The 22,414-nt window shown below is 41.6% G+C and carries 20 protein-coding genes; 15 read left to right on the top strand and 5 right to left on the bottom strand.

The annotated features are described in order from the left end of the window. Complete coding sequence (locus tag EIP89_RS01730; protein WP_160160485.1) at positions 1 to 1,077, bottom strand: prolipoprotein diacylglyceryl transferase; 1,077 nt, start codon at positions 1,075 to 1,077, stop codon at positions 1 to 3. Positions 1,078 to 1,236: 159 nt separating this feature from the next. On the opposite strand from EIP89_RS01730, the gene EIP89_RS01725 reads away from it, so the two are divergent. After that, positions 1,237 to 2,133 carry a DUF2911 domain-containing protein gene (locus EIP89_RS01725; RefSeq protein ID WP_124396933.1) on the top strand — a complete coding sequence of 299 codons (897 nt, stop codon included), beginning with the start codon at positions 1,237 to 1,239 and terminating at the stop codon, positions 2,131 to 2,133. Between the two features lie 322 nt (positions 2,134 to 2,455). Here the strand turns inward: EIP89_RS01725 and EIP89_RS01720 are convergent, their stop codons facing one another. The 4 genes from EIP89_RS01720 to proS all read right to left on the bottom strand — a co-directional run bounded on the left by EIP89_RS01720 (position 2,456) and on the right by proS (position 8,288). Next, complete coding sequence (locus EIP89_RS01720) at positions 2,456 to 3,541, bottom strand: mannose-1-phosphate guanylyltransferase (RefSeq protein WP_124396932.1); 1,086 nt, start codon at positions 3,539 to 3,541, stop codon at positions 2,456 to 2,458. A gap of 159 nt (positions 3,542 to 3,700) precedes the next feature. Further along, positions 3,701 to 5,593 (bottom strand): molecular chaperone HtpG, encoded by a 1,893-nt coding sequence (gene htpG / locus EIP89_RS01715; protein ID WP_124396931.1) that lies wholly within the window; start codon positions 5,591 to 5,593, stop codon positions 3,701 to 3,703. A gap of 164 nt (positions 5,594 to 5,757) precedes the next feature. Then, entirely contained in the window at positions 5,758 to 6,738 is a 981-nt protein-coding gene (locus EIP89_RS01710) for a pyruvate dehydrogenase complex E1 component subunit beta (protein ID WP_124396930.1), read from the bottom strand. A gap of 74 nt (positions 6,739 to 6,812) precedes the next feature. Further along, entirely contained in the window at positions 6,813 to 8,288 is a 1,476-nt protein-coding gene (proS, locus tag EIP89_RS01705; protein WP_124396929.1) for a proline--tRNA ligase, read from the bottom strand. Positions 8,289 to 8,361: 73 nt separating this feature from the next. Between proS and EIP89_RS01700 the strand changes: the two genes are divergently transcribed. From EIP89_RS01700 to EIP89_RS01635, 14 genes are all read left to right on the top strand, one after another. Then, positions 8,362 to 9,540 (top strand): hypothetical protein, encoded by a 1,179-nt coding sequence (locus EIP89_RS01700; RefSeq protein WP_124396928.1) that lies wholly within the window; start codon positions 8,362 to 8,364, stop codon positions 9,538 to 9,540. A gap of 89 nt (positions 9,541 to 9,629) precedes the next feature. Then, the gene (locus EIP89_RS01695; RefSeq protein WP_124396927.1) at positions 9,630 to 11,078 is read left to right on the top strand and encodes an OmpP1/FadL family transporter; all 1,449 of its coding nucleotides are present in this window, start codon (positions 9,630 to 9,632) and stop codon (positions 11,076 to 11,078) included. Positions 11,079 to 11,088: 10 nt separating this feature from the next. Next, positions 11,089 to 11,817: a class I SAM-dependent methyltransferase gene (locus EIP89_RS01690; protein WP_124396926.1), complete on the top strand. Its 729-nt coding sequence runs from the start codon at positions 11,089 to 11,091 to the stop codon at positions 11,815 to 11,817. Then, positions 11,814 to 12,527 carry a ZIP family metal transporter gene (locus EIP89_RS01685; protein WP_124396925.1) on the top strand — a complete coding sequence of 238 codons (714 nt, stop codon included), beginning with the start codon at positions 11,814 to 11,816 and terminating at the stop codon, positions 12,525 to 12,527. Before EIP89_RS01690 ends, EIP89_RS01685 begins: the two co-directional genes overlap by 4 nt. 106 nt (positions 12,528 to 12,633) lie before the next feature. Then, entirely contained in the window at positions 12,634 to 13,266 is a 633-nt protein-coding gene (locus EIP89_RS01680) for a peroxiredoxin (RefSeq protein ID WP_124396924.1), read from the top strand. Between the two features lie 142 nt (positions 13,267 to 13,408). After that, the gene (locus tag EIP89_RS01675) at positions 13,409 to 14,470 is read left to right on the top strand and encodes a glycosyltransferase family 4 protein (protein ID WP_124396923.1); all 1,062 of its coding nucleotides are present in this window, start codon (positions 13,409 to 13,411) and stop codon (positions 14,468 to 14,470) included. Next, the gene (locus EIP89_RS01670; RefSeq protein ID WP_148086777.1) at positions 14,460 to 15,722 is read left to right on the top strand and encodes an O-antigen ligase family protein; all 1,263 of its coding nucleotides are present in this window, start codon (positions 14,460 to 14,462) and stop codon (positions 15,720 to 15,722) included. Before EIP89_RS01675 ends, EIP89_RS01670 begins: the two co-directional genes overlap by 11 nt. A gap of 17 nt (positions 15,723 to 15,739) precedes the next feature. After that, the gene (locus EIP89_RS01665) at positions 15,740 to 16,480 is read left to right on the top strand and encodes an outer membrane beta-barrel protein (protein WP_124396921.1); all 741 of its coding nucleotides are present in this window, start codon (positions 15,740 to 15,742) and stop codon (positions 16,478 to 16,480) included. Position 16,481: 1 nt separating this feature from the next. After that, complete coding sequence (gene thiL, locus EIP89_RS01660) at positions 16,482 to 17,537, top strand: thiamine-phosphate kinase (RefSeq protein WP_124396920.1); 1,056 nt, start codon at positions 16,482 to 16,484, stop codon at positions 17,535 to 17,537. 2 nt (positions 17,538 to 17,539) lie between these two features. Then, positions 17,540 to 17,899, top strand: coding sequence for a ribosome-binding factor A (locus EIP89_RS01655; protein ID WP_124396919.1), 360 nt, complete (start codon positions 17,540 to 17,542; stop codon positions 17,897 to 17,899). Between the two features lie 5 nt (positions 17,900 to 17,904). Next, positions 17,905 to 19,122, top strand: coding sequence for an ABC transporter permease (locus EIP89_RS01650; protein ID WP_124396918.1), 1,218 nt, complete (start codon positions 17,905 to 17,907; stop codon positions 19,120 to 19,122). Between the two features lie 10 nt (positions 19,123 to 19,132). Next, positions 19,133 to 20,608 carry a sensor histidine kinase gene (locus EIP89_RS01645; protein WP_124396917.1) on the top strand — a complete coding sequence of 492 codons (1,476 nt, stop codon included), beginning with the start codon at positions 19,133 to 19,135 and terminating at the stop codon, positions 20,606 to 20,608. After that, positions 20,571 to 21,347, top strand: a complete 777-nt coding sequence (locus EIP89_RS01640; protein WP_124396916.1) for an enoyl-CoA hydratase/isomerase family protein — start codon at positions 20,571 to 20,573, stop codon at positions 21,345 to 21,347. Before EIP89_RS01645 ends, EIP89_RS01640 begins: the two co-directional genes overlap by 38 nt. A gap of 86 nt (positions 21,348 to 21,433) precedes the next feature. Next, the gene (locus EIP89_RS01635) at positions 21,434 to 22,411 is read left to right on the top strand and encodes a deoxyhypusine synthase family protein (protein ID WP_124396915.1); all 978 of its coding nucleotides are present in this window, start codon (positions 21,434 to 21,436) and stop codon (positions 22,409 to 22,411) included. The last annotated feature ends 3 nt before the right edge of the window (positions 22,412 to 22,414 follow it).

Here is a 22,414-nt window from a genome sequence, read left to right as displayed (position 1 = left end):
TTACGCCTTCTTTTTCACAAAAGAATACACAATTGAAGCTAATCCAGCGATCACCAGTGGAATGCTGAGAAATTGTCCCATGTTGAGAGCTAAATTGTCTTCAAAAGCCACTTGATTGGCCTTGAAAAATTCGACTACAAACCGAAATCCAAACACCAAAACCAAAAAGGCTCCGAATAAAAATCCCTCTTGATACCTGAACTTCGTGTAGAAAAACAGTCCCCAAAGAATTAAAAAAATCAGAAAATACGCCACTGCTTCAATGATTTGGCTGGGAATGCGTGGTATGGCCAGTAGTCGAAACTTTACAAAAGTGCTGTTTGCCTCCTGAATCACCTCGGGAGAACCGTCGGTACTCGGCACCAAATTCTGATCGTCAGCATCGATCATCTTCAAATACGGTAAGAGTCGATTGCTCACTAGCGAGGCCACTTGTGCACCATCCACGCGCGGATCAATTTTCATCTTCACCTCATAAACGGGCATGTTCAGCGAATCGGTTTTTACGACTTCGTCTGTCTTTTTAAAAGTGATTTCCTGCACCTCATTACCAAAAAATCGCTCGAAGATGTCGCGCACCGGACTCACGTACACAAAGGCTGACTCACTGTTTGAAGGACTTCCATAGATCTCAGAGTTCATCAAATTGCCCAGTCTGATAAAACTACCGCCCAGAGCCACTGTAATCACTACGCGGTCGATGATCCAAAAGAAAGAACGCTTGGAAACTTTTTTTGAGAAAATAATCAAAGCCATGATGATGGCAATAGCGGCTCCATGACTTGCCAATCCACCCTCCCATACCATTAAGATCTCTTCGGGATGCTGGCTGTAATAATCCCACTGGTAAAAAAACACGTGACCCAAGCGAGCACCAATGATGGTAGCAATCACTACGTAGGTGAGAAGAGTATCAAGCTGTTCCAGAGGAACGTTCTCTTCTTTGAAGATGCGCTTCATAATGAAATAACCGAGCACAAAGCCAAACGCGAAGAGCAGACTATAGTACCGAATCTCAATAATGCCAAGGTCGAGCAGTACCCTCGACACATCCCATGTGATAACGTGAAAATTCATACAGCACAGTTGGAAAAACATCTGCAAACTTACTCCTTCAGCTGTTACGACGGTGTAAAGATTTCGTTCTGATATTTTCAATGTATTTTAATAACAATCTCTATTCTTTAGCAAACTCTTTAGCTTTTCATAAGTTACTTTGCCAAAAAAGGAAAAAAGATGAAACACCTCAATTGGATTATTGCCACTACTATTTTGTCAATTTTCTCGGTTGCCCAAGAGCTGCCCCAGCCAAGTCCCAAGGCTGTAGTTCAGCAGCGCGTTGGGCTCACGGATATTACAATTGACTACTCACGCCCGAGTGCCCGGGGTCGTAAAATTTTTGGAGAATTGGTGCCTTACAGCCAAATCTGGCGTACTGGTGCTAACCGAATCACGCTCATTTCATTTAGTACAGAAGCCCTTGTGGAAGGACAGAAACTTCCTGCTGGCAAATACGGACTGTTGACCATACCCCGTGAAGATCGGTGGACGGTGATTTTCAACTCTGATACCACTCTGTGGGGTGCGGATGGCTATGACCAAAAGAAAGACGTATTGCGAGTTGACGTCGTGCCTTTCATTTTAGAAGGCGACGGTAATGAAACTTTTACCATCTCAATCGATGCTCTTCGCGACAATGGAGCTACCCTAACACTCGCTTGGGAAAATGTAAAAGTGCCTGTAAACATCGATGTAGAGGTAGATAAAATGGCAATGGCAAACATCGAGCGAGCAATAAAGGAAAACCAACGCGACTGGCGTGTTTTCAGAAATTCGGCTCAATACTTTTTGACTAAGAATATTCACATGGACCGCGCCCTTGAATACATCAACCGCTCGATTGAGTTAAACCCTGACAACTGGTACAGCCACTATCTTAAAGGCGAAATCTTAGCTCGGAGAGGCAACTTCGCTGAGGCTGTTAATGCCGGTAATACAGCCCTAAAGATGGGCAATGAGCAGGCTAAGGCAGCAGGTCGTCCCTTTGGATATGCGGATATGATTCAGAATTCATTGAATGAATGGCGTGAAAAAGCCGGTATAAACACCAAAACAGGTAAGAAAAAGAAGTAATTCTCTCAAGTAAGGTTTTTTGAATAAAGACCGCTGCGATGAGTGTACAATCACTCATTTCAGCGGTTTTTTATTTCAAATCACTTAAAAGGTGCATTTTCTTCAAATTTGTTAAATCCTAAAACGTTCAACATTTTTTAAGCAGCGACATAGACATACCTTTTACCCTTAACCCAAAATTCCAACAGAACTCGCAGATTGACGTAGAAAAAATTTTTAGTTTTAGTTAAAGTTTTGAAAATCTGCTAATAGCCGTTACCGTGTAAGATGTACGGTAAAAAAGCTATTCTGTATACACTGACTTAGAGGGTAACAAAAATTTTTAAACGAATCGTTCGCCTGCTCGGATTTTGACTTCGTTTACAAAGTTTTTAATGAGCTGCTCGTTTTCGCGTCGGCAGATGAGCAGAGCATGTGGAGTATCAACGATGATGTAATTCTCCAGTCCGTCGATCACGGCCACCTTATCGCCTTCAATGCGAATGATGTTTGAGCGTGAGTCGAAGCTGAGTATATGTGTGCCCACTTTGGCGTTACCGTGTTCGTCCCATTTCAAGTGTTCGTAGAGAGAGCCCCAAGTGCCTAGGTCGCTCCACCCAAAGTCGGCTGGAATGACGTGCACGTTGTCGGCTTTCTCCATAATGCCATAATCTACACTTTGATTCTCGCAAGAGGGATAGACTTTTTGAATGTAAGCTTTTTCCTGGTCGGTATTAAAAAGCGGAAGGCCGCGCTCGAAAGTTTGGTGGATTTCAGGGAGGTACATTTCAAATGCACGTCGGCAAGATTGAACAGACCAGATGAAGATTCCGGCGTTCCATAGGAAATCACCGCTCTCGAGAAACATTTTAGCGAGCTCGAGATTAGGTTTTTCAGTGAAGGTTTTTACTTTTCGGGTTTCAGGGTGAAGGGATGGACCTGGTAGATACTGTATGTAGCCGTATCCGGTATCGGGGCGGGTGGGTTTGATGCCGAGGGTAAAAAGCACATTGTTAGTTTGCGAAAGGGTGAGACCGAGTGTGGCGATGCGGTGAAATTCGGATTCTTTCAGAATAAGATGATCACTCGGACAGATTAAAACAGATGCATTGGGGTTTTTAGCGTAGATTTTATAAACGGCGTAAGCAATAGCAGGCGCAGTGTTTCGTCGAGCCGGCTCAGCCATGATGTTGTTTTCAGGTATATCGGGCAGTTGCTGTTTTACTTCATCAATATATTCTTCGCTGGTGGAGATCAGGATGTTTTCAGGAGGGCAAATGTGGGCTATGCGTTGATAGGTTTGCTGGATGAGTGTACTGCCTGTGCCAAGGATGTCGTGAAATTGTTTTGGGTGAGCTTGCGTGCTGGCAGGCCAAAAACGTGATCCTACACCTCCAGCGAGTATAACTGCATAAAAGTTTGGATTCATCAATTCAAATTCTGTTAGTGGCAAAGGTATCCAGATTTGTATGAATTTAGATGCAATTATGTAGAGGGTAATGGTGGTTCTAAAATAAAAAAAAAAAAAAAAAAATCCCTTCAGCCGTTTATCTGCTAAAGGGATTGGCGTTTTTTAGTCGAAAAAGAACTATTGCTGGCTCAGCATCTGAATGCTGCGGTGAATGAAGTTTGAAAGAGCTTCGCCTTTGAGCAGATTCTGATGCAACATGGCCAGCTCAGTACAGTGCTGTATGAGTTGCTGTCGCTTATCAGTATCGGTAGTATCGAGTATGCGCTGTGCAATGGGGTGATTGGCGTTGACGATCAGATCGTAACTCTCAGGTAAGTTTCCAGAGCCATAAAAACCCCCGCTCATCATGTTCATCTCCTTCATTCGGCGCATAAACTCGGGTTGAGTAATAATTATGGGTTCGTCGGAAGAAGAAAGGTCTTCTACACGCACGGAGAATTTCTCCTTATCTACCGCCTTAGCTACAATATCGCGCAGATCGTCTTTTTGCTTCTGTGAAAGTATGGATAGCTTAGCCGAGTCTTTTTTAGGGATGAGTTGATCAAGTGGACCGGCATCGACCCGGGCAAAACGCAGCTTCTCGTCTTGGCTGTACTCCAGGCGATTGATTAGGTGCGAAGTAAGAGGACTATCGAGCACGAGAACTGTATAGCCGGCGTTGTTAGCTTTTTGGATGTATGAGTGCTGAGCCTCCTTATCAGAAGTGTAGAGCAGCACGAGCTGACCATCCTTATCGGTATGAATATCCATCAAATTCTTACGCAGCTCGTCGAGGGTGTAATACTTGCCTTCAGTCGTTGGGAAAAGGGCAAATTTGCGCGCGCGCTCATAGAATTTCTCTTCTGAGAGCATGCCGTATTCAATGAAGATCTTCACGTCGTTCCACTTTTGCTCGAAGTCAGCGCGATTGTTTTTAAACATTTCTTCGAGCTTGTCAGCTACTTTTTTGGTAATGTGCGCGCTGATCTTTTTAACGTTGGCATCGCTCTGCAGGTATGAGCGCGAAACGTTAAGGGGAATGTCGCGGCTGTCGATTACACCGTGTAAAAGGGTGAGAAACTCAGGCACTACCCCTTCGAGCGAATCGGTGACAAACACCTGATTTTGATAGAGCTGAATTTTGTTGCGAGTAGGCTCCATCATCGGCTTAATCCGCGGGAAGTATAAAATTCCGGTGAGATTGAAGGGGTAATCGACGTTCAGATGGATGTAAAAGAGAGGCTCTTCGAAGGTGAGAGGGTACAACTCGCGGTAGAAGGCCATGTAATCCTCATGGGTAAGGTCGGCCGGTTTTTTAATCCAGGCAGGATTGGGGTTGTTTACTATGTCGGGAACGGTCTTTTTGACCTCTTTGCCCTTTTCGTCCTTTTCGGTAATTTCTTTAGTGCCAAACTGAATAGGAACGGGCAAGAAACGGCAGTATTTCTTCAACAAATCGCGGATGCGATAATCTTCAAGAAACTCTGTACTATCATCGGAAATGTGAAGTACGATGTCTGTACCGCGATCGGTACGTGGAGTTGGTTTCATTACGAAATCGGGTGAACCGGTACACTCCCAGTGGGTACCTTCTTCTTCAGGACTTTGGGTCCACGACTTCGTGTAGATTTCAACCTTATCAGCCACCATAAACGCTGAGTAGAAACCCAGACCGAAATGGCCAATAATACCGGCATCACCGGCTTTGTCTTTGTATTTATTTACAAACTCTTCAGCTCCAGAGAAGGCAACTTCGTTGATGTACCGGCGGATTTCGTCGGCTGTCATGCCCACCCCGCGGTCTGAAATGGTAATGGTCTTTTTGTTTGAGTCGATTTTCACCTGGATGGTTAAGTCGCCTAGTTCTCCCTTGAATTCGCCAATGGAAGCAAGGGTTTTGAGTTTAGTAGTAGCATCAACGGCGTTAGATATTAATTCTCGTAGAAAGATTTCGTGATCAGAATAGAGGAATTTTTTGATAATCGGGAAGATGTTTTCGGCTGTTACACTTATTCTACCGGTTGTACTCATACGGATTTTTTTTGATTTTTCGAATGCCTAATGTTTGTCGAATAAAGTGCCAAATACTCGACTAACGACATTCTGTCAGCCATCTGACAGTAGCGACAGAAAAAAAATCCCCATCAGTTTAAGATCTTCTGATGGGGACTTGAATTAAGCGTGAAATGATTACACTAAACTAAATAGAGAATTTCTTTTACAGCCTTGATTACATCTCTTGGCTGAGGTAGATAGGCTTCTACCAACGTTGGCGCATAGGCCATAGGAGTATCTTTACTTGTGATGCGACGAATAGGAGCATCCAGATAGTCGAAGGCAAGTCTTTGAACAGCAAAAGCTACTTCAGTAGCAATGCTGCCTAGAGGCCATGCTTCTTCCACGATTACAAGGCGGTTTGTTTTTTTTACACTGTTGATTACGCAGTCGTAATCAATCGGTCGAACTGTGCGTAGGTCGATGATTTCACACGATATTCCCTCTTTAGCCAATTCATCAGCAGCGGCATAAGCCACTTTGATGATCTTTCCGAAGGAAACGATAGTAACATCGGAGCCTTGGCGTTTGATGTCTGCTTTTCCAATTGGGATCAGATATTCTTCTTCAGGTACTTCGCCCTTGTCGCCATACATCTGTTCACTCTCCATAAAGATGACAGGATCATCATCGCGAATGGCTGATTTGAGCAGTCCTTTAGCATCGTATGGATTAGATGGCACTACCACTTTGAGTCCAGGACAGTTGGCATACCAGCTCTCAAATGCCTGACTGTGTGTAGCGGCAAGCTGACCTGCTGAGCCCGTAGGACCTCTAAAAACAATGGGAATGCTGAACTGACCCCCCGACATCTGGCGAATTTTAGCGGCATTGTTTATAATCTGGTCAATGGCCACCAGCGAAAAATTGAACGTCATGAACTCGATGATGGGTCGCAGGCCATTCATTGCAGCGCCTACGCCTATGCCGGCAAAGCCAAGTTCGGAAATCGGAGTATCTATTACTCGTTTTGGCCCAAATTCATCGAGCATGCCTTTGGAGGCTTTGTATGCTCCATTGTACTCAGCCACCTCTTCGCCCATGAGAAATACGCGCTCATCACGGCGCATTTCCTCACTCATGGCTTCGGCTACGGCTTCTCTGAATTGAATGAGTCTCATTTTGATTCGCTAAAATGAAAATTGTTAAATATCAAAGCGGCAAAAATAGGCTTCAATGTTGAGCTATGAATACATCAATAGGCTCTTGCAAAAAACACTCTTTTAGAAGAAGGTTTGCCTGTCAAGATACACTTGCCTTCTTCAGGCTGTGCATCGAGTGGTATGCATCGAATGGTCGCCTTAGTGAGCTCTTTAATTTTTTCTTCTGTTTCAGGTGTTCCGTCCCAATGAGCGCTTATGAATCCCCCCTTCGTTTCCAGTATTTGTACAAATTCATCCCATGTATCTGCCCGAGTAATCATTGAATCTCTAAATTTCCTGGCCTTTTCAAAGATGTTCTGCTGTATTTCTTCAAGTAAGATTTTGATATAATCTGTAAGACCAATTTGTGATACGGTAAACTTTTGCAAGGTATCGCGACGAGCAATTTCTACTTGATTGTTCTCTACATCTTTCGGGCCAATGGCTATGCGAATAGGAACACCCTTCAATTCATACTCATTAAACTTCCATCCCGGCTTGTGGGTGTCGCGGTCGTCGTATTTTACAGTTATACCGGCTTTTTTAAGATTTTCAAAAATTCCTCTTGCCACTACATCTACATTCTCAAAGTCTTCTTTACCTCTGTATATGGGAACAATAACTACCTGAATGGGAGCAAGTTTTGGAGGCAATACAAGTCCGTTGTCGTCGCTATGCGTCATAATGAGAGCGCCAATAAGTCGAGTGGAAACACCCCAACTGGTAGCCCATACATACTCTTCGCGACCTTCTCTATTGGCAAACTTTACATCAAATGCTTTGGCAAAATTCTGTCCCAAGAAGTGTGACGTACCGGCCTGCAGTGCTTTGCCATCTTGCATCATGGCTTCGATGCAGTAGGTCTCTTCAGCTCCAGCAAAGCGTTCATTTGGCGATTTAACACCTTTAATCACCGGTATTGCCATGAAGTTTTCTACAAAGTCGGCATAAACATTCAGCATTTGCTCGGCCTCAGCAATGGCTTCCTCGCGTGTAGCGTGAGCTGTATGCCCTTCTTGCCAAAGAAATTCAGCCGTGCGCAAGAAGAGGCGGGTACGCATTTCCCAGCGTACTACGTTAGCCCACTGATTAATGAGCAAGGGAAGATCTCTGTAAGATTGAATCCAATTTTTATAAGTATCCCAGATGATTGTTTCGGAGGTGGGCCGAACGATGAGCTCTTCTTCCAGCTTAGCCTCCTCGTCTACCACTACTCCCTTTTTATCGGGCGAATTTTTCAATCTGTAATGCGTCACTACAGCACACTCCTTTGCAAATCCTTCGACGTGTGCTGCCTCCTTACTTAAATATGACTTTGGAATAAATAAGGGAAAATAAGCATTTACATGACCGGTCTCTTTAAATTTCCGGTCGAGTTCAGCCTGAATTTTCTCCCATATTGAATAGCCATATGGCTTAATGACCATACAGCCTCTTACTCCGCTGTTTTCTGCGAGATCTGCCTTGATTACCAGATCATTATACCACTTAGCATAATCTGTTTCGCGCGATGTGAGTTCTTTTGCCATAGAATTTTGTTGGTACAGTTATTGCACTATATTTGGTGTGCGAAATTAATTATTAACCCATAACACCAACGCCATGAAACGGATTTTGATTTTAGGAGCAATCGTGGGTTTGATAGTATCTTCTTGTAACACTTCTAACAGGATAGTATCAAACTTTTACGAAGATGGTATTTACTATAACCCCGCCATTGGCAATATCCCATCTGGAAGTTTAGCTCAATCAGAAAACAACAGCGAAAGTACTGCTACTGCGGTAGATGATTATTTTGACCCTAACTACAAATCGCAGGGCCAAACAATCGTGAATAATAATTTTTACGGAGGTTTCAATCCGATGTGGGGAATGGGTTTTAATCCTATGTGGATGAGACCTGGGCTTTCCTTCGGCCTCGGATGGGGAATGGGTTGGAGCCGCTGGGGGATGGGCTGGGGTCCATCCTGGGCATACAATCCATGGTATTGGGATCCGTGGATGATGAACCGCATGTGGATGTGGGACCCTTGGATGTACAACACCATGATGTGGGATCCTTTCTGGGGGCATCCTATGGCTTGGAGCAATCCCTGGATGAATCCTTGGTTTCCCGGTTTTGGATGGGGTTGGAATCCAGGTTGGATCATCGTTCAACCTCCTAGAGTAGTTACTCCTATCCAAGGTGTGCGTACAGGTAGCTATGCCGGCGCTGGTGGTGGAGTGGGCAGAAAATCTACAATTTCCGAAGCCCCTGCTGACCGAGTAAGTCAACTTCGCTCAGGTAAAGACAATACAGCTATTGAATCTTACACATCAAACAATAGATTATCAACTAACAACCTAAATCAGGAGAACTTACCCGTAAGCCGTCTCAGAGCTTCTGATTTAAGCCGTACGCGTGAAGTTACTTCAGCTACCATTTCTAGAGGTAATTATGCTGAACGGATCAATACCAATACCCTTCAGGCCGAACGCATTCAAAGAGGCATACAAACAGATAGGCCAGCTACTCGTGGCAGCCAATTGCCACAAAGAATTGAATACCGATCAAATGAAGGTGTGGCTCCAGCAGTAAGACAATTTAACCGCGGACAGATGGAGAATATCCCAGCTAGACCTATCCAGCGTCAAAACACGTATGAATCTACGCCAATTCAAAGACAATATTTCTCTACTCCCAATAGCGGTGCTCGCCAGTTTAATTCCACCCCATCTTACAATGGAAACTCTGGAGGAGCAGTAAGAGGCGGAGGCTCTGCAGGAGGTAGATTGAGATAAAATTTTGCTCCTTTCTTTTTCATGGCTTGGTTTCACAAAAAGGCAGATTGTTCTGCCTTTTTTTTTGATCACACAAAAATTTTTTCATTATGTACCGTAAGCTATTGTTCCTGTTACTCTTTAAAAGTGCTCTTGCGATCCAGTTATTTGCTCAAAACGCTACAGATGCTTTGCGATTTAGCTTTCTACTTCCTTATGGTACAGGGCGCTACAACGGAATAGCCGGAGCTTTTGGCGCATTAGGAAACGATATTTCAGGCATACACGACAACCCGGCAGGTATAGGCGTGTACCGAATGGATGAAACTACTTTGTCCTTTGGATTTCTGTTTAGTAATCTGAATGCAACTTTTCAAGGCGTCACGACGCCCAGCTCTTACGACAGATTGCTTTTGGGTAATTTAGGTCTTGTGCGTAGGATCGAGAGTAAAAAACAAACAAAAAATAAGCAGGTCTTTGGAGTAACTTTTAACAGATTGGCCAACCTCAACAGTGAACATCAAATCGACGGAGTTCATTCTAGTTCCATAGGACAAGTTTGGTTTGATCGAGCTCAAGGCAAAACTGATGCACAGCTCTTAAACTCTGATCCCTATCTGTATTATGTGGCTTTCTTCCCTTATTTGATTGACTACACCGATCAAAATACCAAAGTGATAGATAAACTTTGGGCATATGGCGACAACATCATTCATCGCCATCGCAGGCAAACACAAGGTACCATTTCAGAGCTTGCCTTTACCTATGGCGGTAATTATTTGAACAAAGTTCAGTGGGGTGTACAGATCGGCGTTCCTTTCATCAATTATCAGGAAGAAGTTTTTTACACAGAATCGAATTACGACATTTCCTCCATCTTGCGATCCTATCAATTGCGCGAATTTTTAAATCTAACCGGATCGGGCATTAATCTTAAAGCCGGTTTTATTTACCGAATCGAACAAAACATTCGCGTTTCAGCAGCTCTGCATACACCCACCCTCTACTCTATAAGAGGAAATTTCGAAGTATCGCCTGCAAGCCGAACTTTTGACAATGTGGAACACCGACCAAATCCGCTGGTTGATGACAATATTCGCTTTCAATTGACCACACCGCTCCGAATTCAATTGGGCGGTGCCTACATATATGAAAATATTGGACTTGTCTCAGCCGAGTATCACTTCACTGACTTCAGTACAAACCGACTGAGATCATCCTTGTACAGCCTGTCTGAAGACAACAGGCAAATAAAAGAACTCTACCAAGTGTCACATCAATTCAGAATCGGCACGGAGTGGAGAGTAGAAAAACTTTCGCTGCGCGGTGGTTACAGCCTAGTGACTTCGCCTTTCGATAGAGACACTAGATCAGGTCGTTATGATGGAATTCACGCTGGTTTTGGCTTTAGAGGAAACGAATTTCAAGCGGATGTTTCATACACTTTGTTCTTAAACAACCAAGATTTTTACATGTACGATGCTAATTACGTACCAGCTGCTACCCTTAAGAACAACAGAAACATTCTAATGCTCACTCTAATTTTCAGAGGACTCTGATATTTGCCGAATGAGTGATTGGTTTAAAGTCTGGTTTGATACAGATTATTATCACATTTTATATAACCACCGAGACGAACAAGAAGCAAAGGAATTTATTACAAACCTTTGTAAACGAATAAACTTGCCCCCTTATGCACACGTGCTTGACTTAGCCTGTGGCAGAGGCCGCCATGCGCGCATACTTGCTGAGCATGCATGGCTTGTAACTGGTCTAGACATTTCAGCATCATCCATTCAATATGCAATAGAACAAGAGACACCCAAAGTTCAGTATTTTGTACACGACATGCGTCAACCATACGGCCATCAGGTGTACGATGCTGTTTTCAACTTATTTACGTCTTTTGGATATTTTGATACCATAGAGGATCATATCATTACGCTTAAAAATGTAAAAAAGTCTCTAAAATCAGGCGGTTGTTTCGTTTTTGACTTTTTGAATGCAAGGGCTGTTAAAGAAGGTGTGATTCCTAGTCAAATCGTTGAGATATCAGGTATTCGATTTGAAATCAGCAGATTTATCGAAAATGAAAAGGTTGTAAAACAAATAGTAGTGCACGACTCTGGTAGAATTTACACATTTTTTGAACGCGTTCAACTTTTTGATGCAACTTTGTTGCAAAATTTAATCACCCAAATTGGGCTTGAAATTAAAGCGCTTTACGGCAATATAAAGCTTGATCCATTTGATGAAGCCACTTCGCCAAGGGTGATTATAATAGCCCAAAAACCTTGATAGTCAATCTACTAACATTATTTTTCAGCACATTTTCAGGAGCTTGGTTGGCTCGATGGTTTACCTCAAGAAACCATCCTGGCCTAAAAATCTTGTTGGCATTCTCAGGCTCATTCATCCTTGCCATTACTGCCCTTCACATATTGCCTGACATTTATGACCGCAGTGGTCACAACCACATTGTTGGGCTTTTCATTATGTTGGGCATTTTGCTTCAAATTGTTCTAGAATTTTTCACGCAGGGCATAGAGCACGGCCATCACCATCATCACGATAACGTACTCTCTCTATCAAAAGGGGCTGTCGTAGGACTCTATCTGCACAGCATTCTCGAAAGTTTGCCACTTGGTGTACAGTGGATACTTGATGAAGGCAATTTACTCTTTTGGGGGGTGGTCTTTCATCATTTACCTATTGGTATAATTCTATATATGATACTGAAATCCAAAGGATTAAAGCGTAATAAAATATTATTTTATCTCGCGCTTTTTGCCATGAGCTCACCTGCCGGGGCTTTAGCAGGCTATTTCATACCAGCATTCCAGAAAATTTTTGTTTATCTCTTAGCCATAGTAGCAGGTATTTTCATGCATATCTCTACTACGATCATTTTCGAAAGTAGCCACGATCATCGCTTTAATATGATGAAGTTGGTTACCATCGTTTTAGCTTCGAGCCTCGCATTTGGGATGGTTGAATTCCTCCACTGATATAGCTTTATTCTATTAAAAATTCAGAAAAATATATTGAATTGATAATGATAAGCTAATTGGTTCGTTCTACCTTTGCGACAGTCAAATAAAAATCAAAACAACAATGGGAGTATTAGTAGGAAAAAAAGCACCCGACTTTAGTGTAAATGCCGTAATCAACGGTGAGGAAATTGTGGAAAATTTCACCCTTAGCCAATTCGAAGGCAAAAAATACGTGATTCTATTCTTCTACCCGAAGGACTTCACCTTTGTATGCCCCACAGAGCTCCATGCTTTTCAAGAAAAGCTTGCTGAATTTGAAGCTCGCAACGTACAAATAATTGCTGCCTCTACCGATACTGAGCAGTCACACTGGGGCTGGTTGCAAGTACCAAAAGAACAAGGTGGAATTAAAGGTGTAACCTATCCAATCTTGGCCGATACCAACAAGACGATTGCCAGCAACTACGATGTATTGGCCGGAACATACTACTACAACGACAAAGATGAACTCTGTGCTGAAGGTGAATTGGTGGCTTACAGAGGTTTATTCTTGATTGATAAAAATGGGATTGTACGCCACCAAGTAGTAAATGACATGCCGCTCGGTCGTAGCGTAGACGAAGCGCTCAGAATGGTAGATGCCCTTCAGTACTTCGAAGAAAAAGGCGAAGTATGCCCAGCAAACTGGAGCAAAGGAAAAGAAGGTATGAGCGCTACTCACAGCGGTGTAGCTGAATACCTCAGCAAACACTAATTAAATAGTTGATGCAAACTTTAAAGCCCTGTATATCAGGGCTTTTTCTTTTTTAAGAAATAACATAACAACTCATTTTGGTAACTTTTGAGGTAATTGTAGTTTTTTTGCATCGGGAACTTTACAAAATTCAAGGCCATTAGTGAACGTTAGCATTCCAATAGCAGCAGCCTTAAGCTCTTTTTTAATTACATATTTCAGTATTCCGCCAATCATCAGGCTGAGTTTAGTAAAAAAATTATACGATAGACCTGATGAAAGAAAAAATCATCAAGAGCGCATTTCTGCCCTCGGCGGTATTGGTATATTCGGAGGAATGATCTTTAGTTTTTTATTTTTTTCTGCGGGTATTCCTTATCAAGAACTCAACAGTATTTTATGTGCATTGATAGTTTTGTTTGTCACTGGAGTAAAAGACGATTTGTATCCGATGGTCCCCTATAAAAAACTACTTGGACAATTATTAGCAGCTTTAATTATTTCTGTTCATGGAGGGGTGCGCATTAAGAGCATATACGGAATTTTTGGAATCTTCGAAATTCCATATATCACAAGTGTTTTACTCACTGTTTTTATTTTTATTTTTTTGATTAATGCTTTTAATTTTATTGATGGTATTAATGGTCTTTCAGCAGGGATAGGAATAATAGTAAGTTTGACTTATTCATGGTGGTTTTGGGTGATGAAAGAACCTTTGTTTTTAATCTTATCCATGTGTATTGCAGGGGCACTACTGGCATTTAGTATTTACAATTTTCAAGGTAAGATTTTCATGGGTGATTCTGGTTCTATGGTAATCGGGTTTTTAGTAACAGTTCTGACTGTTTATTTTATAAAAGTAAGTGAAGATTTTAAACCTAATATTTTTTACAATATCTCAGCTGTTTCATATTCGTTAGCTGTTTTGATAGTGCCAGTATTTGATACGTTGAGGATAGTATTTATTCGAATTTTTATTCATAAAAAATCGCCATTTAAAGCTGACAGAAATCACATCCATCACATGCTTACTGATTTAGGTCTCAAACATTACCAAGCAGCGCTAATTTTGTATTTTTTCAATGTAATTATAATTGCTTTTGCGTGGTATTTTAACGGCAAAGTACTTCCAAAATTTCAAATATTAATTTACTTTACAATAGCATTACTCTTTAGCGGTACAATTTTTTATATTAAACAAAAAAAACATTCACTTGCATCTTAATAAGGAAAATACTTTTCTTTTTTTTGGCTTATTAATACCAGCGAGTATGATACTGCCAGAGAATACTACTGGTCTGGTACTTTTTTTGTTTTTATTAACAACAATTTGGTTATTTATTAAAAAGGAAATTCGATTTTCTTTTGATCCTTATCTAATTCCGTTTATTGCTCTGTTTTCAGTGTATTTAATTTCAGTTTTTTATAGTGAAAATATCGAAGAAGCAAAAGTGAAATTGAGCATCAAATTTCCGTTATTATTATTGCCTATTATACTTCATATTTATATAAAAAATACGGATAAAAATGTATTATTAAAATTGATGAGAAATCTTGTAATACTCTTTGCTACATCTACTCCGTATTTTCTTTTAATAGCTATATATAGAAGCATTAAATCTAAAAGTCTATATTACACCTATCCAGAAACTGGTGAGATAATCAGTACCTATTTTACCTATGTAGGTTTGAGTGAATGGGTTATCCATCCGGCTTATTTATCGATCTGGGTTGGAAGCGTTTTCTTATTGTCTATATATTTTGTTCTTAATAATGCAAAAATCATTTTTTATATAATAGCATCTTTCAGTCTTTTTATAATATTGATACTGCTTCAAAGCCGAATGAATATTTTAGCTTTTTTCGCAGTAATTTTAATAACTTTTGTTTTTTATTTATTTGAGAAGTATTCTTTTAAATTTAATTTATTTATTTTACTTGGAATAGCGATAGTCGGTACAATGATTTATAGAATTGTTCCAGAATCAATAAAAGGAAGATTTTCAGATTTATCATCGTTAAAATACAACATTGAAGCCGAAACATTTCACGAAGGATTTAATGGTATTACTATACGACTTGCAGAATGGAAATGTGCTTTTCAAGAGATCGGGAAACGTCCTCTCTTTGGCAGTGGTATTGGCGATGCGCGTTTTGATTTAGAAAGCAGCTATTTGCGAAATAATTTTAAATACGGATATCGCGAAAAATTCAATGCGCACAATCAATTTATTGAAACAACTTTAGCAACAGGAATGGTTGGTTTAATTGCACTTCTTAGCATTTTTGGGTATTCCTTTTTATATTCTTACAAATTTAAAAAATTGCACACTTTGGTCATAATGTTGTACATTTTTTTGTGTTTCTTTACTGAAAGTTATTTAGAACGACAATGGGGAGTAGTATTTTTTTGCTTTATGATTCCCATTCTACTTGAAAGTGAAATAAATTTGTCAATTTTTAAAATCAAGAGGTAAAAAATATGAATAAATTTATGCGTTATTTTTTTAGTTTTACTAGTATTTTAATATTAATTCCAGTGATCGGTATTGCCCAAAAGGACGGCAAAGAAAAGATTGTGTATTTTACCGATTCTCAGACAAAAAAGTCAAATATATCTCTTGCGCTGAATGTAAATCCTTACCTCACAAACAGACGCATAATGAGCGATTCTGTAGGTTTAGGCGGATTGCCTATTGGAAGTAGCAACGAATCGCGCACCTCCCCCGTTTTTGCTTACAGTTTTGGCGGAGATTTGATCTTTCGCTTGGCATCATCACTTGAGCTTTGGGCAGGTGTACAATACGGAACTTTAGGGTTTAGAGATAGAAATTATGAATTCAATCAGCAGACCTATGATTTAACGAGTAAATTGTCTTTTATCAATGTGCCTATTCAATTTTCATTTAGAGGTTCTATTACCGAGGTTTTTGATTTAGAATTTATTCCCTTAATTCAAATTAATTTTTTACGCAGCTACACTGGAAGAATTTCTGACAAACAAAGTGGAAGTCAGATCGATCAATTTGATATGACTAATGAAGCTCGAAAGATTAACTACACTGTGGGTATATCGCTCAGTGGCAACTTTCGACTGGCCGAGGAATACTCTATCTTTGTGCGACCGTTCTTTCACTACATGCTCAATCCGATGTTTGAAAACAATGCCAACTTTCCGCGTGAACGGTATTTTTCAACAGGTTTAACAATCGGATTGCGGTATTATTTCAATTAAAATGCTGGAAGATAAAAACAAAAAATTCACCCCACTCAGTGAGCTTGGCGAGTTTGGCCTGATAGACCATTTATCGAAGCTGCTGACCTTTAAGCGAGAAGATACCATCATAGGCATAGGCGACGACGCGGCCATCCTTGATCACAATGGGTATGAAACACTGATTTCTAAAGATTTACTTACTGAGGGCGTACATTTTGATTTTTTCTACACTCCTTTAAAACACTTAGGTTACAAGGCTATTGTCGTAAACATATCAGACATAGCCGCTATGGGAGGAGAGCCTACTCACGCCATTGTAGGCATAGCTGTTTCAGCCCGAAGCTCCGTGGAGGCTCTAGAAGAGATCTACGAAGGCATGCAGATAGCTTGCAGCCGCTATGGTATAGAACTGGTGGGTGGCGACACCACAACTTCAACCTCGGGCATGACTATTAGTGTAACTGCCATCGGCCGAGTAAAAAAAGGTGAAGCCATTCTCCGCAGTACAGCGAAACCTAGTGACCTGATTGTAGTAACTGGGGATCTGGGCGGGGCTTATTGCGGACTTTTAGTGCTGGAGCGCGAGAAAGAAGTCTTTAAAGCCAATCCGTATGTGCAACCTGACCTCTCGCCCTACGACTATGTAGTGCGCCGACTACTTAGGCCAGAAGCGCGCACAGATGCCCTCGAACAGTTAAAGGCTTTGGGCATTCGGCCGACCAGCATGATCGACATCAGCGACGGTCTATCCAGCGAATTGCTCCACATTACCACCAAGAGTGGCGTAGGTGCCCGGATATATGAAAATAAGTTGCCGATCGACCAACAGACCTTCAAGGTTTGTGAAGAAATGCAGCTGAATGCCACTACAGTAGCTCTAAACGGGGGTGAAGACTACGAATTGCTCTTTACCATACCGCTTAGCGACTATGAAAAAATTAAAAACCACCCTGACTTCACAGTAATCGGTCACATGACAGAGCCTAACTTGCCAGCTACACTCGTGACCAATTTAAACGAAGAAATTCCCATTACAGCCCAAGGCTGGAACTCTTTTAAAAAGCAAAATACATAGCCATGAAAGCAAACAGAGTTGCCAGAGTAGAATCCTTCTTACAAGAAGAGTTTGGCAGTCTTTTCCAAAAAATTGGAAAAAACACTTTTCCGGGGGTACTGATCAGTGTGACAGCCGTAAAAATCACACCAGATCTCTCCATCGCTCGCATTTATCTCAGTGTTTTTCCCTATGAAAAACACAAGGATGTAAAGCTTTACCTCGACGAAAACTACGTAGCTATAAAACAAGAGGCTGCCAAACTTGTAGGAAAACATCTGAGAATTATGCCTGACCTACATTTTCTGATCGACGAGGCCTTTGAAAAAGAGGCTGAAATCGACAAACTCCTGAAAGAGGGCGGTGAGAATCCCATCAAATAAACTGCATGAGGGCAGTTAAATGGTTCATTGCATTCCGATATTTTGGCAGCAGATCTACAAAAAGTGCTGTAAGCATTCTGGGTTTTATTTCGATGCTTGGCATTGTGGCCTGCACAGTGGCCCTGGTAGTAGTTTTGAGTGCGTTTAATGGGCTGGAAAACTTCTCGAGGGAGCTCTATAACACCTTTGATCCGGATTTAAAAATACTGCCCACTAAGGGAAAGTTTGCCTCAGCCAGTGACTCGCTCTACACTTTATTGAAACAGTTGCCAAGCGTAGAGCACCTCTCTTTTGTGTTGGAAGAAAAAGCATATTTGCGTAAAGGTGATCGGGAATTTGTAGCTGTGCTAAAAGGAGTAGATTCGAATTTTCACAATGTAGCACAGCTCGGCAAAAGTGTGCTGTATGGCACGCTCAATTACAACCCCGGGCAAGCGATTTTAGGTATTGGTGTTGCGTATCATCTGGGAGTTTCTGCCGGGTTAGAGAATGAACTTTTTCAAGTATATGTACCAAGGGCTGATGCGCGCAGTCTGATTCGACCTGACCAAGCCTTTAGTCAAGCTATGCTGATGACCAGTGGCATTTTTTCCATTCAGCCTGAGGTAGATGAAAAGTACTGTATCATTAATATCGAACAGTTAAAAGAGTGGATGAACTTAAATGATGGATTCTCAGCCATAGAGGTTAAGGTAAAAAATGGATATAGTGTAAAAGGTGCTCAGCTCGAATTGCAGAAAACGCTGAAAGGATTTCGAATATTGAACAGAGATGAGCAGCAAGAAGCCTTTTTTAAAATTATGCAGGCTGAGAAACTGGTGGTTTATCTGATATTCTCATTCATAGCTCTATTGGCCAGCTTTGGCCTGATGGGCTCTATGCGCATGTTGATTTACGAAAAGCGGACAAACATTTTTCTTTTCCAGGCGCTGGGTTTTACACTTTCCGATATTTCATCGATCTTTCGATATACAGGTCTTTTGATTGTATCTACCGGAGTAGCCGCAGGGTTATTGCTTGGTATAGGGATCGTATGGCTTCAGGACGTGTTTGGCCTAGTAAAATTAGGCGAAGGCTATCTGGTAGAAGCCTATCCGGTGGAGCTAAGACCACTGCAGTTGCTGTTGATTGCCACTACGGTACTTGCCATAGGCTATGGCACCAACTTTGCCGCCGTGCTTGGACTTCCGAAGATCGTAAAAGTTTCGGGTCGATTACTTTAGATCATAAGAAATGAAGCTACGCTATACCATTATTTTAGCGATACTGGCAGTTACCCTTTTGTCTTTTGTCCTTACGGGAGTTTATTTTTTATACCACTATAAAAAAGAAAGTGAAATTTATCATTTAGAGCGGTTAAGGCGAAAAGAATATTCCATTACCGCCTCTGTTTCTCATCATTTAAACTCAAGCAAAATACCAAAAAATCCCATTGCCATAGCTCGTGGCTTTAGTCAGAAGATTTGCGAAATAAGTGACGTGCACAATGTGGATATAGCCTTTTATGACTTAAACGGGCGATTGCTCACAAGCTCAACGCGTATTCCCGATCACGATAGAAAACTCTTTCCCTTGCAGCTCGACTCGGCCTTAATTACCACAATCAATATGAGCTTCGGCGATCGATATACGTTGCAAACCAAAATTGACAACCAGCCTTATCTGTATGATTTTTTCTTTTTATACGATGAACTTGGAAATGAATTATTGATCATCAACATTCCTTATTTGCTCGATCAACACTTTTTCAACCGGGAGATGAAAAATTTCTTTATCAATTTAATACAGATTTACGCCATTCTCTTTTTAATAGCCATTGGAGCAGCCATTCTCCTAGCCCACACCATTACAAGACCTCTCGATAAACTTAGAGCTCAAGTGCTGGCCAACGACAAAATTCAAGATTCAAAACCCATAACCGGAAAATATCCCTCTGAAATACAACAACTTGTAGATGATTATAACCGAGTGCTGCTCGAGCTGAAACACAGTGCTGAAAAATTAGCTGACAGCGAGCGCGACTCTGCTTGGCGCGATGTGGCAAGGCAGGTAGCACATGAAATTAAAAATCCACTGACGCCCATGCGGCTAAATGTGCAGTGGATAGAGCGCTCTCTTAAGACTTCTGAACCTGTAAAGCTCAAAGAATTTTGCGACAGTATGATCACTCAGATCGATACCCTCTCGCGCATCGCTGACACCTTTTCGCGCTACAGCAAGCTGCCCGAAATATCGCTTGAGCGCATTGATCTATGTGAAATCGCTCGTCAAACCGGCAGTCTTATCACAGATCATCAGATCAATATAAATGTACCAAACAGGCCAATTTTTATATTAGGCGACAAAGGCCAAATTATTCAAGCATTAAACAATCTTTTAAAAAATGCCATTCATGCAACTGAGGGGCAAGCAAATCCAAAAATTTCAATCAATGTAACTGAAAATGAAAACGAAGCACTAATCTCAGTGAGTGACAATGGCTGTGGCATCGACGATGATCTGAAAGAAAAAATCTTTACCCCTCGCTTTACCACAAAAACTTCGGGCATGGGGCTTGGGTTGGCCATTGTTAAAAAAATTGTAGATGCTCACGGTGGGCGTATAGATTTGCAAACAACTAAAAATGTAGGATCTACTTTTACCTTACACTTCCCTAAAAAATTTCAAACTGATGAACTACAACAACCTACTTATTCAAAAATCGAATAACCGAGCAGTAATTACCATTAATCGCCCTGAAAAGCTCAACGCACTGAATAAGCCCACAATAGAAGAATTACACAATGCCCTAACTGTGCTGAAGGAGGACAAAGAGGCGCGGGTAATCATCATAACCGGCGCCGGTCAAAAGGCTTTCGTAGCAGGTGCTGATATTTCAGAATTTGCCTCCTTTGGCGTAGAAGAAGGAAAACAATTAGCTGCTCAAGGTCAGAAGTTGCTTTTTGATTACATCGAAAATTATCCTAAACCCGTAATTGCAGCCATTAACGGATATGCTTTAGGTGGTGGATTGGAGCTGGCAATGGCCTGTCATGTGCGCATTGCATCAAACAATGCTCGACTTGGCCTTCCCGAAGTTACACTCGGACTCATACCCGGTTATGGCGGCACACAGCGCCTGGCTCAACTGGTGGGCAAAGGCAAAGCACTGGAAATGATTCTTACCGCCGGAATGATTCAAGCCGAAGAAGCCTTACAATGGGGCTTAGTGAACAAATTAACAAGCCAAGAAGAACTAATGGATGAAGCTACCGCGCTGGCCGATGCCATGTCAAAAAATTCATCAACTGCCTTAGCTGCTGCTATACGAGCCGTCAATGCTGGCTACACCTACCAGCGCAGCGGGCTTGATACTGAAATTGAAGAATTTGGAAGATGTTTTGGAACAGCTGATTTTAAAGAAGGGACAACTGCTTTTCTCGAAAAGCGCAAACCAAAATTTTCTTAAACTGCACTACCCGAATTGGTAAATAATTTGATAATCGTACACCACAAAATATTTTCGCCCAGCCAAAATATTGTACTTCACACAAAATGAAAAAGAGAGGTCCGGTTTCTCAATTTATAGAACACAATTTCAGACATTTCAACGCTGCCGCGTTGATGGATGCAGCAAAAGCTTATGAAAAACACCTCGACGAAGGTGGAAAAATGATGATCACTTTGGCGGGAGCAATGAGTACTGCTGAACTGGGGGTAAGCCTAGCAGAAATGATCCGTCAAGACAAAGTGCATATCATTTCTTGTACAGGTGCTAACCTCGAAGAAGACCTAATGAACTTAGTAGCTCATAATCACTACAAGCGCATACCCAACTACCGCGACCTCTGCCCGCAAGACGAATGGGAGCTGCTTGAAAACGGCTTCAATCGTGTAACTGACACCTGCATACCTGAAGAAGAAGCCTTTCGCCGTCTGCAAAAGCACATCTATAAACTCTGGAAAGAAGCTGACGCCGAAGGCAAGCGCTACTTCCCACACGAATACATGTATGAGCTCATCCGCAGTGGAGTTCTGGAGCAGTACTACCAAATAGATCCAAAGGATTCTTGGATGGTAGCTGCGGCTGAAAAAAATCTACCCATCGTAGTTCCCGGATGGGAAGATTCGACTATGGGTAACATTTTTGCCTCATACTGCATAAAAGGCGATCTTAAACCCAGCGTCGTAAAATCGGGTATCGAATACATGGTTTGGTTAGCTGACTATTACATAAAAAACAGCAGTGGCAAGGGCATTGGTTTCTTCCAAATCGGTGGAGGTATTGCTGGTGACTTCCCCATTTGCGTGGTACCTATGCTTTATCAAGACCTCGAGATGGAAAATATCCCCTTCTGGAGCTATTTCTGCCAAATCAGCGACTCAACCACAAGCTATGGTAGCTATTCGGGCGCTGTTCCAAACGAAAAAATCACTTGGGGAAAACTTGGAATTGATACCCCAAAATTTGTTATCGAATCGGATGCTACCATTGTGGCTCCCCTCATATTTGCCTGGATTCTCGGTCAGTAATTA

Source organism: Thermaurantimonas aggregans (assembly GCF_003851885.1).
Lineage (GTDB): Bacteria > Bacteroidota > Bacteroidia > Flavobacteriales > Schleiferiaceae > Thermaurantimonas > Thermaurantimonas aggregans.
The sequence above is the reverse complement of the archived record's forward strand: the minus strand, read 5'-3'. Positions and strand labels throughout refer to the sequence as shown.